This window comes from Arthrobacter sp. (assembly GCF_031988865.1).
Taxonomy (GTDB): Bacteria; Actinomycetota; Actinomycetes; order Actinomycetales; family Micrococcaceae; genus Arthrobacter_B.
In genome coordinates this window covers 18,421-31,961 of record NZ_DALZXY010000006.1, presented here as the reverse complement: position 1 = coordinate 31,961, position 13,541 = coordinate 18,421, and the positions used below count along the sequence as shown (strand labels likewise).

12 protein-coding genes are annotated in these 13,541 nt (G+C 63.5%); 8 read left to right on the top strand and 4 right to left on the bottom strand.

Annotated features, from left to right (window positions below):
* Positions 1-34 precede the first annotated feature (34 nt).
* The 6 genes from RTN46_RS02145 to RTN46_RS02120 all read left to right on the top strand — a co-directional run bounded on the left by RTN46_RS02145 (position 35) and on the right by RTN46_RS02120 (position 6,197).
* Positions 35-589, top strand: coding sequence for a single-stranded DNA-binding protein (locus RTN46_RS02145; protein ID WP_312178780.1), 555 nt, complete (start codon positions 35-37; stop codon positions 587-589).
* Between the two features lie 103 nt (positions 590-692).
* Positions 693-932, top strand: a complete 240-nt coding sequence (gene rpsR / locus RTN46_RS02140; protein ID WP_003800144.1) for a 30S ribosomal protein S18 — start codon at positions 693-695, stop codon at positions 930-932.
* Positions 933-950: 18 nt separating this feature from the next.
* Positions 951-1,400, top strand: coding sequence for a 50S ribosomal protein L9 (gene rplI, locus RTN46_RS02135; protein WP_055242872.1), 450 nt, complete (start codon positions 951-953; stop codon positions 1,398-1,400).
* A 681-nt stretch (positions 1,401-2,081) separates the two neighbouring features.
* The gene (dnaB, locus tag RTN46_RS02130) at positions 2,082-3,461 is read left to right on the top strand and encodes a replicative DNA helicase (RefSeq protein WP_312178779.1); all 1,380 of its coding nucleotides are present in this window, start codon (positions 2,082-2,084) and stop codon (positions 3,459-3,461) included.
* 112 nt (positions 3,462-3,573) lie between these two features.
* Positions 3,574-4,197: a hypothetical protein gene (locus RTN46_RS02125; RefSeq protein ID WP_312178778.1), complete on the top strand. Its 624-nt coding sequence runs from the start codon at positions 3,574-3,576 to the stop codon at positions 4,195-4,197.
* A 218-nt stretch (positions 4,198-4,415) separates the two neighbouring features.
* Entirely contained in the window at positions 4,416-6,197 is a 1,782-nt protein-coding gene (locus RTN46_RS02120; RefSeq protein WP_312178777.1) for an ABC-F family ATP-binding cassette domain-containing protein, read from the top strand.
* Here RTN46_RS02120 and RTN46_RS02115 read toward each other — a convergent pair.
* The 4 genes from RTN46_RS02115 to RTN46_RS02100 form a co-directional block, all read right to left on the bottom strand.
* The gene (locus tag RTN46_RS02115; protein ID WP_312178776.1) at positions 6,194-8,170 is read right to left on the bottom strand and encodes an APC family permease; all 1,977 of its coding nucleotides are present in this window, start codon (positions 8,168-8,170) and stop codon (positions 6,194-6,196) included. The two genes, RTN46_RS02120 and RTN46_RS02115, sit on opposite strands and share 4 nt — an antisense overlap.
* A gap of 234 nt (positions 8,171-8,404) precedes the next feature.
* Positions 8,405-8,722, bottom strand: a complete 318-nt coding sequence (locus RTN46_RS02110) for a 2Fe-2S iron-sulfur cluster-binding protein (protein ID WP_312178775.1) — start codon at positions 8,720-8,722, stop codon at positions 8,405-8,407.
* Between the two features lie 129 nt (positions 8,723-8,851).
* Entirely contained in the window at positions 8,852-10,237 is a 1,386-nt protein-coding gene (locus tag RTN46_RS02105; RefSeq protein WP_396157197.1) for an MFS transporter, read from the bottom strand.
* Between the two features lie 30 nt (positions 10,238-10,267).
* On the bottom strand, positions 10,268-11,461 hold the full coding sequence (locus tag RTN46_RS02100; protein ID WP_312178773.1) for a cytochrome P450: 1,194 nt from the start codon (positions 11,459-11,461) through the stop codon (positions 10,268-10,270).
* Positions 11,462-11,563: 102 nt separating this feature from the next.
* Between RTN46_RS02100 and RTN46_RS02095 the strand changes: the two genes are divergently transcribed.
* Together RTN46_RS02095 and RTN46_RS02090 are read left to right on the top strand one after the other, a co-directional pair.
* Positions 11,564-12,352, top strand: coding sequence for an IclR family transcriptional regulator C-terminal domain-containing protein (locus tag RTN46_RS02095; protein WP_312178772.1), 789 nt, complete (start codon positions 11,564-11,566; stop codon positions 12,350-12,352).
* Positions 12,353-12,798: 446 nt separating this feature from the next.
* Positions 12,799-13,539, top strand: coding sequence for a transglycosylase family protein (locus RTN46_RS02090; protein WP_312178771.1), 741 nt, complete (start codon positions 12,799-12,801; stop codon positions 13,537-13,539).
* Positions 13,540-13,541 lie beyond the last annotated feature (2 nt).

The following is a 13,541-nucleotide window of genomic DNA, read 5'->3' as shown; positions in this document are numbered from 1 at the left end:
CCGTTTACGCGGACCGAGACACCAGGAGGCATAAATGGCAGGCGAGACAACGATCACCGTGGTCGGCAACCTGACGAATGATCCGGAACTCCGGTTCACCCCGTCCGGTTCGGCAGTGGCGAACTTCACCATTGCCTCGACGCCGCGTACCTTCGACCGGCAGTCCAATGAGTGGAAGGACGGCGAAACGCTGTTCCTCCGTGCATCGGTCTGGCGCGAAGCTGCGGAAAACGTCGCCGAATCCCTGACAAAGGGCACACGCGTCGTCTGCCAGGGCCGACTCAAGTCGCGTTCGTACGAGACCAAAGAAGGCGAAAAGCGCACCGTTATGGAGCTTGAGGTCGACGAAATCGGCCCCTCGCTGCGGTACGCGTCCGCGAAGGTCACCCGCACCCAGCGCTCCGGCGGCGGGGGCGGCGGCTTTGGCGGCAACGCTGGAAACACCGGCGGCTTCGGCGGCAACTCCAACCCCGGTTGGGGCGGCCAGCAGCAGCAGTCCGCACCTGCGGAAGATCCTTGGGGCGCGCCTGCGGGCGGCAACTCGGGTGGCTGGGGAGCCGGGCCGGATTCCAACGATCCGCCCTTCTAAGCAATACCTGGTGCCGCAAGGCACCAACCTCTGACGGCAACCGCCGTCGAGCCCATCCCGTGGAATAAATCCACGGGCTCCACTAGACATAAGGAGCTCCACGATGGCTAAGGCTGAACTTCGCAAGCCCAAACCAAAGTCCAATCCCTTGAAGGCCGCTGACATCACCGTCATCGACTACAAGGACGTAGCATTGCTGCGCAAGTTCATTTCCGACCGCGGAAAGATCCGCGCTCGTCGCGTAACTGGCGTAACCGTGCAGGAACAGCGCAAGATCGCACAGGCAATCAAGAACGCCCGTGAAGTTGCCCTCCTGCCTTACTCCGGCGCTGGCCGCGGCTAAAGGAAAGGAACCTAACTCATGGCAAAGCTCATTCTGACCCACGAAGTCACCGGTCTCGGTGCAGCAGGCGACGTCGTCGAGGTGAAGGATGGTTACGCACGTAACTACCTGGTACCCCGCGGCTTCGCCCTGACCTGGACCAAGGGTGGCGAGAAGCAGGTTGAGTCCATCAAGGCTGCTCGCGCCGCGCGCGAGCACGCTTCGCTGGAAGATGCCCAGAAGCAGGCTGCTGCTCTCTCCGCCAAGCCGGTCAAGCTGACCGTCAAGGCCGGCGAGTCCGGACGCCTCTTCGGCACGGTCAAGCCCGCTGACGTTGCCGCTGCCGTTGAAGCTGCCGGCCTCGGCAGCATCGACAAGCGCAAGGTTGAACTGCCGACGCACATCAAGTCGGTTGGTTCCTTCCAGGCCAACGTCCGCCTGCACGACGACGTCGCTGCCGTCATCGACCTCGAGGTCGTTGCCAGCTAGTACGTCTGTTGCGCGCTGCGCGACTTAAAAGCGCCCTCCGCCTCTGGCGGGGGGCGCTTTTGTATGCCCGGAGCCCTTGGCGCCGTGCTCCCTTCTCCCGGGGCCCTGTGGGCTCCTGCCCGGGCAGGAGCCTTGGGCACCGCGCGTTTCCTGGCAACTAAATATGTGTTGTCGGCCACATCTGCGGCGAGTGGCAGATACTACGCAAACTTATCAATCCAAGTAATTTTGATAGGCCCACAAGTATGTGGATATCGGCTGTGGATAAGCGGATCCCTATGCCCCTGTGGTGGATCTGTCAACCTGAAGGTAGAGGATGAATGTTGGGGAAAATAGTTGGCTGTGCACAGGTGTGGACGAGCATTTGCCCTAGTCAGAGCCATATTTGCCGCGAAACTAATTTGTTATCCACAGTCTTATACCCAGCCTGTGCACAAGACACGCCCAGTTATGAACAGGGTATCCACAACGCCTGTGGATAACACGTTTGTTGAGGGGCCCTTACGGGGCTACGGTTGCGGTGGACTCCCTCATCGGCGCACCCGGAAAGGTTACGGCGAGGGCATTGGCGGCAGTTGCGCCAATGTCAGTGCCGTCGGATAGACAAGTATCCAGCCATACCCACATGCCGCCCGCCGGACGGGGCCCATGGAACTAACGCTTTTTGAAAGGGTGGCCATCGTGTCGCTTGCACATGCGGATGCCGCTGAATCAACCCGCAGTTCAGATTTCGGACGCACCCCGCCGCAGGACCTGGTGGCTGAGCAGTCCGTTCTCGGCGGCATGATGCTCTCCAAGGACGCCATCGCGGACTGTGTTGAGGTCCTGCGCGGCGTCGACTTCTACCGTCCCGCCCACGAAGCGGTCTACGAAGCCATCATCGACCTCTACGGCAGAGGCGAACCGGCCGATGCCGTCACCGTCTCGGATGAACTGACCAAGCGCGGGGAAATCAGCCGCATCGGCGGACCGGCGTATCTGCACACTCTCATCCAGTCCGTGCCGACCGCCGCTAACGCCGGGTTCTACGCCGAGATCGTGCGCGAACGTGCCGTACTGCGCCGCCTGGTGGACGCCGGCACCAAGATCGTCCAGCTCGGCTACTCCAACGACGGAGAAGTCGACGATCTGGTGAACGCAGCCCAGGCCGAGGTGTACGCCGTGGCGGAACGCCGCACATCCGAGGATTATGTTCCGCTGAAGGACATCATCGAGGGCACCGTCGATGAAATTGAGTCCGCCGGGCACAAGGGCGAAGGCATGACCGGTGTTCCGACCGGTTTCTACGAGCTCGACGAACTGACGCAGGGACTGCACGGCGGCCAGATGATCGTTATCGCTGCCCGCCCGGCCGTGGGTAAGTCCACCTTCGCGCTGGACTTCGCGCGTTCCGCGGCGATCAAGAACAACATGACCACGGTGTTCTTCTCCCTGGAAATGGGCCGCAACGAGATCGCCATGCGCCTGCTTTCGGCCGAGGCCACGATCGGCCTGCAGGACTTGCGAAAAGGCACCATCAAGGACGAACAGTGGGGCAAAATCGCCACCACCATGGGCCGTATGAACGACGCGCCGCTGTTCATCGATGACAGCCCGAACATGTCCCTGATGGAAATCCGCGCCAAGTGCCGCCGCTTGAAGCAGCGGCACGACCTCAAGCTTGTGGTGCTGGATTACCTGCAGCTGATGTCCTCCGGCAAGCGCGTGGAATCCCGCCAGCAGGAAGTCTCGGAGTTCTCCCGTGCCTTGAAGCTGCTGGCCAAGGAACTCGACGTCCCGGTCATTGCGCTTTCGCAGCTGAACCGTGGTTCCGAGCAGCGCACCGACAAGAAGCCCATGGTTTCGGACCTGCGTGAATCCGGTTCCATCGAGCAGGACGCCGACATGGTGATCCTGCTCCACCGCGAGGACATCTATGACAAGGAATCCCCGCGCGCCGGCGAAGCCGACGTGATCGTGGCCAAGCACCGTAACGGTCCAACGAAAACTATTGTGGTGGGCTTCCAGGGCCACTACTCCCGGTTCTCCAACATGGCGGTTGAAGGCGGCTCCGGGTTCTAACTCGAATTCCCCCAAGCACCGCGATGGCCTCCGGCATCGGTGGTGCCGCTTGGCCCTCATGGGGCCAGCTTCCCAGCGTTTCCCTGATCAGCAGTCTTCGAGGAGTAATACCGTGCCCAAGTCCAAATCCCGCAAGAAGGCCGCCGCCAAGAAGACCCAGGCCCGCCGAAGCGAGCATGAAAGTAACCGGATCCTTGGAGGTACGGAAACTTTCCAAAGCGACGAGGGCGAGGAGCTGCTGACTTCCCGCGGTTGGATCAGCGAGCGTAATCAGCCAGGCGGGTTGGACCAGGGGGACGCCTGGTACTGGATGCCGTCCCAGCTCCCTGCCTATCTGGAAGAGGGGGAACCGGTTCCGACCTCCGTGTTCCCGACCAAGGCCGGATTTGTCAGCCAGTTGGCCACACCGGACGGCTCCGTTCCGCCGGAGGCCCAGCGGGAGTACGCCTCGCTGGAAGAGCTGGCGGCGGACCTGGATCGGCTTGAGTCCTACCGGGTGCCCGAGGGCGCCTGGACCGTCCTGGGCGGGGGCCCCGGACCGGAGGAAACCCCCGGAGAGCTGATCGATACGATCGCGGAGGAATGGGAGCTTGTTGCCGAGCTGATTCACTTCCCGTACAGCAGCGATGACGACTCACGGTCCTTCGAGCGCGTGGAACAGGCAGCGCAGGAGGGCCGGCTGACGGACTTCGCCTACCAGTGCGTCCTGGCCGGCCGTGGAGCATCCCGGCCATAGCGGTCCTGGAGGTGCACGGGGAGCCGTGTGTGGGCCTTCGTTGCCCCGGCGTCCGGCTCCGCACTAGGATGGGACGCATGCTGCTTTCCTGACGCTTAGCGCCCGCGCCCGAGGCCCCCGCACTCCGCCGGCGGATCCGAACATACGGACATCCGCCGTCGGCCAACCTGCGGTGCCGTGCCCGGCGGGCATCCGCATTTTGGAGGTCAGGACCCTACATGGCTGCAGCACACCCCTCCACAGCACACACCACCCCAGGACACGCCTGGACAGTCAATCCCGGAAGTATCCGGCACCTTCAGCTGGACGCCGTCTCCCTCAGCTATCCGGGCCGCCGGTTACTGACAGATGTGTCGGTAGTCGTCTCCCCGGGACAGCGTACCGGCCTGATTGGGGAGAACGGGGCCGGAAAATCCACCCTCCTGCGGATCGCCGCCGGTGAAATTATGCCCGACGGCGGTTCCGTGCAGCGGCCAGCGTCTGTCGGATTCCTCCGCCAGGAACTGGTACCCACTCCGGGTCTCTCCGTGGAGCAAGTCCTGGAAGCCGCCGTCGCCCCGGTTCGCTCACTCGGAGAAGCACTGACCGTACAGGCGGAGCGGCTCGGGGCAGAGCCGGCCAATCCCGCGGTCGCTGACACCTACGACCGGATCCTGCAGGAGGCGGAGAACTCCGGACTGTGGGCGCTGGATGCGCGGATCGCCGCCGTGATGGACGGCCTGGGTCTGGGCGCTGTCCCGCGCAGCCGCCCGGCGGCTGGCCTCTCCGGCGGTCAACGCCGGCGTTTATCACTTGCCGCGCTGCTGCTGGAAAGGCCGGTTGCCCTGCTCCTGGACGAGCCCACCAACCACCTCGACGACGACGCCGTGAACTTCCTCGCGGCCGAACTTGCCGGTTGGCGCGGTCCCGTCCTGATGGCCAGCCATGACCGGTGGTTCCTGGATACCGTTGCCACGGACCTGGTGGACCTGGATCCCGGATCCGGACCCGTTGGCTACGGGGGACCGGCCGTGCAGGGCACCCGCTACACGGGAGGATTTTCGCAGTACCTGCGGGTCCGAACCGGGGTGCGCAGGCGCTGGGCGGAGGCCTGGCAGGCACAGGAGCAGGAGCGGGGACGGCTGCAGCGGATCGCTGACGTGGACGGCCGCAACGTCTTCCACACCACCGTGCCCAAGACCGAAGGGCGCGGCGCCCGGAAGTTCTACAGCGACAAAGCGGCCAAGACCGTGAGCGGCCGGGTCCAGGCCGCACGGCGCAGCCTGTCCGAACTGGACCGCTCCGCCGTTCCCGAGCCGCCGGCCCTTCTGCGCTTCCGCGGGATTCCCGACGGCGGGCCTGGAACCGACCTGATCCCGGCAGCCGATCTGCGCCCGGCATCTGACCTGGCCCCGAAACTGCCCGCGGCAGCCCCGGAGGAGATTCTGTGCCTCAGCGGCGCCGGAGTGGAGGGACGGCTGCATCCGCAGACCCTGGTCCTGCGCGTCGGCGACCGCCTGCTGGTGGAGGGGCCAAACGGGGCCGGCAAATCGACTCTGCTGGGACTCCTGGCTGGAACCGTGTCCGCGGATACTGGCATCGTGGTCCTTGCCAGCGGACTGACGGTTGGCTTCCTGTCTCAGGAAGACCGCTGGCCGGACCTGGAAATCCCCGCCGGGGAGGCTTACGGCTCCCGGCTTGCCGCACCCGATCAAGCGCCGTCGCTGGCCGATCTGGGTCTTCTTCATCCGGGCGAGGACCGGCAGCGGCTTACCGAGCTCTCACCGGGCCAGCGCCGGCGGGTGGCTCTGGCGGTGCTGATGGCCGAGCCGCCGCAGCTGCTGCTGTTGGACGAACCGACCAACCACCTGTCCCTGGCCCTCGCCGAGGAACTGGAACACGCCGTCACGGCCTATCCAGGGACGGTGGTAATGGCCAGCCATGACCGCTGGCTCCGGCGGCGCTGGACCGGCGAACGGATCAGCCTGGCGGCGCCGGAAGCCGGCACACAAACGCCCTAGTCGCCGGTCCCGGGCGTGGCGGTCTTGTCCCGGCTGGACGCCAGCTGCCAGGGGACACTCGCAACCATGATTCCCGGCTCGAAGTGCAGCCGGGTCTTGATCCGCAGGGCGGTCTGGTTGTGGACCAGCTGTTCCCACCAGCGGCCAACCACATATTCGGGGATGTAGACCACAAAGAGCTCGCGGGGTGAACTGCGGCGGGCCTCACGCAGGTAGGCCAGGACGGGGGAGACGGTTTCCCGGTAGGGGGAGGAAAGCACGGTCAGGGGCACCGGAATGCGCAGGCGCTCCCAATCATCCACTGTTTTCTGCGTCTCATCCGGGTCCAGGTCCACGATGATCGCGTTCAGGCTGGACGGGCGGGATGCCCGTGCATAGGCGAGGGCGCGGAGCACGGGTTTGTGGACCTTGGACACCAGGATCACGGCATTCACCCGGCTGGGCAGGGCCAGCAGCTCCGGATCCTCCTCCACTCGCAGCTCCTCGGACACGGACTGGTAATGCATCCGGATGCTGTTCATCACCACGTAGAGGAACGCCATGGCCAGCAGGGTAATCCATGCCCCGTGCTCAAACTTGGTCACGACGACGATGACCAGCACCAGTGCCGTCATGCCGAAACCGCAGGCGTTGATCAGCCGCGAACGCATCATCCGCCGTCGTGCCTCCTTGCTCCGTTCGGTGCGCAGCTTCCCCGTCCAGTGCCGGATCATGCCCAGCTGGCTGGCCGTGAAGGAGACAAACACACCCACGATGTAGAGCTGGATGAGGCGGGTGACATCGGCGTTGAACGCCAGGATCAGTACCAGCGCGGCCAGGCCGAGGGCAATGATGCCGTTGCTGAAGGCCAGCCGGTCACCGCGGGTGCGCATCTGCCGCGGCAGGTAGCCATCCCGGGCAAGTACCGAGGCCAGGATGGGGAAGCCATTGAAAGCAGTGTTGCTGGCAAAGATCAGGATCAGGCCGGTCGCCGCCACGACAATGTAGAAAAACAGCGAGCCGTCGCCAAAAATGGTTTCCGCCAGCTGGCTGATCACCGGGTGCTGGATGTAGTCCTGGACCGGGGCGCCGTTCAACAGCAGCTGGGTGGCGGGGTTCTGTACGAAATGGACCTTGGTGAGCATGGCCAGGGTCAGGATTCCGGCCAGCATGGCCGCAGCCAGGCCGCCGAGCAGGAGCAGTGTGGTTGCGGCGTTCGTGCTCTTTGGTTTCCGGAAGGTGGGAACACCGTTGCTGATGGCTTCCACCCCGGTCAGGGCCGCGGCACCGGAAGAGAACGCCCGGAGCAGCAGGAACGCGCCCGCCAGCCCGGTCAGGCCGGCGTCGAGTCCTGCCTCGGGCACCAGGTCAAAGGCGGCCGACGGCGCCTTATCAAGCGTTCCGGTTGCGGCCTGGAAGAGGCCGATGGCGCACATGCCGAAGACTGAGGCAAGGAAGAGGTAAGTGGGGAAGGCAAAGAGTTTGCCGGCCTCCTTCACGCCCCGCAGGTTCACCACCATCAGGATGACGACGCCGGCAGCTGCCAGGAGGCCCTGCCTTCCGTGAAGCGCGGGAACGGCCGTGACAACGTACTGGGCGGCCGAGGACATGGAAACGGCCACCGTCAGGACGTAGTCCACAAGCAGTGCCGACCCTACGGTGAGCCCGGCACGCCGGCCCAGGTTTTCGCTGGCGATCTCATAGTCTCCACCGCCGGAAGGGTAGGCATGGACGTTCTGCCGGTAGGACGCCACCACCGTCAGCAGGACCACGATGACGGCTGCGCCGACCCACGGGGAAAGGGTAACGGCGGTAACCCCGGCCAGCGCCAGGGTAAGGAGGATTTCGTCCGGCGCGTACGCTGCGGACGAAAGTGCGTCCGAGGCATAAACGGGCAGGGCAACACGCTTGCGCAACAGGGTGCGCGAGAGCTGCTCGTTGCCGTACGGACGCCCCACCAGAATGCGCTTGAGCGCATTGAAGAATGTGAGCACGAGGTCAAACCCTAGACGGGTTGCAAACCCAAGTCCAGAAGGCCCTGAATCGGCTCAGGGGAGGCCTGTGGCAAAGCGTAGAAAAAGCGGGTCGAACGGCACGAATAAGCCTCGTGCCGCGCCGTCGGCCGCAGGGCCTTCTATCCAGCTGTGCCATCCGCTTCCCTGCGGTGGTGGTGAGTCGGAAACGGAGGGTTTTAGCGCTGCGGATGGTTCGGACCGGTGATGTTCACCTCAGATCTGGCTTCCTGGCACGTCGACTTCGATGGCACTCCCACCGCAAATCAGCTGGCATCCCAGCCGAGAACGGTCCAGTCGCGCGGCGCTGGTGCAGTCGAGCATCTCCTCCTCGTCCTCTGCGGCTGGCGGCACTGAGTCCAGGTATTCCTCTCGGACATAAACGTGGCATGTGGCGCACATGGCCTGCCCTCCGCACTCACCCACGATCCCCGCGACGCCGTGGGTAACGGCGGCGCGCATGACCGATGTACCTGGTTCGACGTCCAGGACATCCATGCCGCCGCCGGAATGGTGGAAGGTAACTTTTGCCATTGGGTTCCTTGAGTCGTCCACGCGGAGAAGGGAATCCTCTCCGCGGTATTCGAAGATCAGTGACTGGATGTTGGGCGAGCAGCCAGCGTCCCGGGCCTAACCGCCGGCCCGGGACGCGGTGTCACCCGGTCAGAACGTTGGGACCACGGTGTCCGCTGCGGGGTCGCTCGCCAGAGCGGGTGCTTCGGTCAGGCTCCTGTCCTTGGACTCCGGCATACAACTCACAGTGATCAGGCTCATGAGGGCAATTGCGCCCAGATAGATAATCACCGGCGTAGTGGACTGCCCGCTTCCGCCGTAGAGGTTCGCCAGCACGATCGGAGTGAAGCCAGCGCCCAGCAGGGTGGCGATTTGGTACCCCAATGACGCTCCTGTGTAGCGGGAGCCTGTGCCAAAGCGTTCGGCAATGAATGCGGCCATCGGGCCGTAAAGAACGGTTTGGGTCACAATGCCGAGAGTGAAGGCCAGGAATACAAGGGCGAGGTTGCCACTCGAGGGCAGCGCAAAAACGGGGACCAGGACAAGAATGAAGAGAACATTGCCAGCTATCATCAACGGCTTGCGTCCGAGTCGATCGGAAAGCCGTCCCATCAGAAGGGTGGTGCCGATGCTGATTACGCCGGCGCCTGCGAAGGCCAGCATGACCTGGGATTGAGGCAGGCCGAGGGAGACCGTGTAGGAGATTGCGAAGGTGGACAACAGGGTCTGCAGAGCGAAGGCGGAGGTCGCTGCCAGGATAATTGCCACCAGCAGGCCGGGTCGGTGGAGGACCTGCAACAGGGGTGCGCTCCGGCGTGCGTCCTTGTCGCGGGCGGCTTTATCGTCTAGGCGGGCCATGGCGTTCTGGAAGACGGGGCTTTCGGCCACTCGGGACCTCACATACAAGCCCACAAGAAGCAGGACGAAGGACAGCAGGAAGGGGATACGCCAACCCCACGCCAGGAAGGCTTCCTGTGGCATGGCCGAGAACGCGCTCATTACCAACAGGCCCAGAACCGATCCGGTGGGTGCACCCGCGTTCGTGAAGGACGCTGCGAAGCCGCGCGACTTAGGGTCAGCGTGTTCCAGTGCCATCAGGGCCGCTCCGCCCCATTCCCCGCCGATAGCGATGCCCTGGATAACGCGCAGGAGGACAAGCAGCACGGCTCCCCAGGATCCGATCAGCTCGGGGCCGGGGACCAGCCCAATAGCAGTGGAGGCCAAACCCATAATGAGCATGGAGAGAACCAGCAGTTTTTTGCGTCCCAGCTTGTCGCCGAAGTGACCGAATATCACTCCGCCGAGAGGACGGGCTAAGTAGCCTGCGGCAAAGGTTCCATAAGCGGCAACAGTGCCGGCCCAGGGGTCCAGCCCCGAGAAGAACACCGGGCCGAACACCACTGCCGAGGCTGTCGCGTACAGCAGGAAATCGTAGAACTCGATTGTGGTCCCCAGATAGCTGGAGAAGACCACGCGCCGGCGGTCACGGACCACTGTGCGATCAGTGATCGCGGAATTCGGGTTTGGTGATGACATCATTGTCACTTTCTGCGAAGGGATGGGGTGTTACCAAACGACGGGCAGGCTCGTGAGACCCCGGAAGACCCAGCCGTCCCATGTTTCGGGTCTGGACTGGTCCAGCCGTAGGCCGGGAAGCTCCCGGTACAGCAGAGGTACGGCGATCTCACCGATGGCCTTCTGTGCGGCCCACTTGCCGGCGCACTGGTGCACCCCTGCGCCGAAGGCCAGATTGGTGCCACTGGGCCGATGGATGTCGAAGACGTCGGGCTGAGTGAACTGCCCTGGATCACGGTTGGCTGAGGCAAGAATCATGCCGATCTGCGTCCCAGCCGGTATGACGACGCCGTGAAGATTGATATCGGCGGCGCTCTGGCGCGTAATCATGCCAATCGGCGAGAAAAGTCTGGTCGCCTCGGTGAAGACTTGCTTCCAGAGTTCAGGGTTAGCCAGGACCTCCGCTTTCTGCTCGGGTGAACGTTCCAGCAGCCAGACCATGTTGGTGATCATGTGCTGTGGTTCGTTCATGCCCCCGGAGATCGTCAACTTGACGTTGTTGCGGACTTGTTCTTCTGCCATACCTGCTTCCAGCAGCATGGAAGTGATGGAGGGATCGGGCCGTCTGCGCAGCCGGGCGACTGTCTCATCCAAAGCGGCATCGCACTCGGCTCTGGAGCGTTCACATCGGTCCCAGATTTCCTGCTTGTCCAACACATTGCCGGTCCCGGCAATAAAATCAATTGACCACCGCGCCAAATCCATTGGCTCTACGTCTGGCATTCCCAGCATGTCGCAAAGATTCTTCGCTGCTACCGGTGCGGCGTATGCGGTGTTTAGATCCGCGGCGCCCCGGCCGTTGAAGATCATTTCTTCCAAGTACCTGCGGGCATTTATTTCAAACTTGTCGGCCCAAATATCCATGATCTGTTTCGGTCTCAACGTCCGGTTCATTGGAGCCCGCTCGGCTGCGTGTTCAGGATCGTCCTTGCGAATCAAGGGGCGCCCGCCCAGGGCTTTGGCCATGGTTCCGCCTGCCACGTTTGAGGAGAAGACCTCGGGATGGCGCTCCCCGAAACTGCAGCCCTCAAAGGATGAAACAAGGACCTTTTTTACGAGCGGCGCCCAAACCACAGGAGCCTCACGGCGAAGGCGCTCATAACTGGGATATGGGTTATGAGCCAGGTCTGCCGGATCGAGCCAGTCGGCAGTGGGCAGGTCCAGCGGCACAGCTGTTGTTGTCATGATTGGGTCCGGCCTTTCCACAGAGTCTTGATTCCCGAAAGTATGATCTGAGTCACGCCAGATAGGCCTGGCGATTCGTATCAAACGAAAAAGAGGGACTAAATGGCGAAATCCTCGCGGGGGCAATCGGGGCTTTCCAGGGCTGTGCGGGTATTGGAGGCGTTCGATTCATCACGCAGTGAGCTGACCCTGACACAGGTGGCTGCCCGCACCTCAATGGCGCCGAGTACTGTGCATGGGATTGTCGCCGAACTTCTAGGGCTCGGGCTGCTGGAGCGCCGGGGCCGCGAGCTCATCCTGGGTGTGAAGCTCTGGGAGTTAGCGGTCCGCGCCCCGGGTGTTTTCGGGCTGCGTGAGACTGCGCTGCCGTATTTGGAAAAGCTGCGTGACAAACTCCTCCAGCATGCCCAGCTGGGCATCCTCCAGGGAGCAGAGGTTCTGTATTTGGAACGGCTTTCGTCTCCGGAATCGGCTGTCAACTTCACTACGGTTGGAGGCCGGATGCCCTGGTATGCCACTTCAAGCGGACTCGTACTGGTCGCTGGACAGAGTCCGGAAGAAGAGGATCGAATTCTGGGCCTTCCCCGCCCGCGCTACGCGGCGGAGCCCGCACAAAGCGCTGCGACACTCCGGGCCCGCTTGGCCAAAGTGCGGGTTGAGGGTCACGCCGTGACCAACGGCTTCATTCACCCGGACTCCACCGCAATCGCAGTCCCGGTGAGAGGGCCATACGGTCGAACCGTTGCAGCCTTGGCCGTTGTTGTCCCCGCAGACGGATTTCACCTCGAACCGGTGATGGCTGTACTCGCGCCAGCGGCGCGGACAGTGGGTCTCCAGCTAATGAAGTCCTTGACGGGCCAGATGGGAAGTCTGGCTGGCGAATACAGATGAGATGCATCCGATGGGGGATGCCCTCTGTGAGTGCGGGGGTCACGGGTTGCAAACCCAAGTCCAGAAGGCCCTGAACCGGCTCAGGGGAGGCCTGTGGCAAAGTGCACAACAGGCCCCTCGATCGGCATGAATAAGCGGAAGTCTAGCGCGGTTACAGTTCCTCCCCAAAGGTCTCGATTTGATATCGATTGAGACCCGTCTTAGGTTAGATATGTGCCCGATACGGGACGAAGTCGGATCCAAGAAGAGTCCGCTGAGGCTGATCCGGCCGGCCGGCACCCATACGAGATGGTGCGGCCGACAAGAATGCAAGGTGCCCCGCGCCACCAGACGTCGCCGCGGTGGGAGCACCTGAACCTGAACTCTAGTAGTCGGGGTAGGCGACGGCGTTGTGAAGCCCGGGGACGGGCAGAACGCATGGTGGACCCTAGGAGCAGATACAGCTGATGAAGAACTCGAAGATTACCCGTTACGTTCGCCGTGGACTTGCTGCTGCTGTTGTGGCTGGCGCAGGCCTCACCTTTGCTGGGCCCGGTGCCCAGGCGGCCGATGCGAGTACTTGGGACGCCCTGGCGCAGTGTGAGAGCGGCGGCAACTGGAACACGAACACCGGCAACGGTTTCTCCGGTGGCCTGCAGTTCACGCCTTCCACCTGGGCGGCCTACGGTGGAACCGGCAGCCCCGAAAACGCTTCCCGCGAGCAGCAGATCGCTGTTGCCGAAAAGGTCCTGGCAGGCCAGGGCTGGGGCGCATGGCCTGCATGCTCCGCCAAGCTGGGTCTTTCCGGCGGCGCTACCGGAGTGACCTCCGCAGCCCCCGAAGTAACCACCCAGAGCCAGTACGTGGCTCCCGAGCAGACCGCTCCGGCCGCTCCGGTGGAGACCTACGTTCCGGAGACCCCGGTGCAGGAAGTTGCTCCGGCCCCGACCTACACTGAGCCGGCCCCGGTTGCACCCGTTGCACCCGTAGCACCGGTTGAGGCTCCTGCCCAGGCCCCGGTGGCTCCGGTCCAGGCCCCTGCAGTGAGCGGTGACACCTACACCATCCAGGCCGGCGACACGCTGTCCACCATTGCCGAAAAGCTTGGCATTGAAGGCGGGTGGCAGGCCCTGTACGCCGCCAACGCTGACACGATCATCCACCCCGACCTCATCTTCACCGGCGAGGTCCTGCAGCTCCCCGCCTAAGG

Excerpts from the sequence above, each read along its gene's own strand:
- RTN46_RS02105 (WP_396157197.1), bottom strand. The coding sequence starts at position 10,237 with ATGTCATCACCAAACCCGAATTCCGCGATCACTGATCGCACAGTGGTC.
- RTN46_RS02090 (WP_312178771.1), top strand. The coding sequence starts at position 12,799 with ATGAAGAACTCGAAGATTACCCGTTACGTTCGCCGTGGACTTGCTGCT.
- rpsR (WP_003800144.1), top strand. The coding sequence starts at position 693 with ATGGCTAAGGCTGAACTTCGCAAGCCCAAACCAAAGTCCAATCCCTTG.
- RTN46_RS02120 (WP_312178777.1), top strand. The coding sequence starts at position 4,416 with ATGGCTGCAGCACACCCCTCCACAGCACACACCACCCCAGGACACGCC.
- RTN46_RS02145 (WP_312178780.1), top strand. The coding sequence starts at position 35 with ATGGCAGGCGAGACAACGATCACCGTGGTCGGCAACCTGACGAATGAT.
- RTN46_RS02100 (WP_312178773.1), bottom strand. The coding sequence starts at position 11,461 with ATGACAACAACAGCTGTGCCGCTGGACCTGCCCACTGCCGACTGGCTC.
- RTN46_RS02095 (WP_312178772.1), top strand. The coding sequence starts at position 11,564 with ATGGCGAAATCCTCGCGGGGGCAATCGGGGCTTTCCAGGGCTGTGCGG.
- rplI (WP_055242872.1), top strand. The coding sequence starts at position 951 with ATGGCAAAGCTCATTCTGACCCACGAAGTCACCGGTCTCGGTGCAGCA.
- RTN46_RS02110 (WP_312178775.1), bottom strand. The coding sequence starts at position 8,722 with ATGGCAAAAGTTACCTTCCACCATTCCGGCGGCGGCATGGATGTCCTG.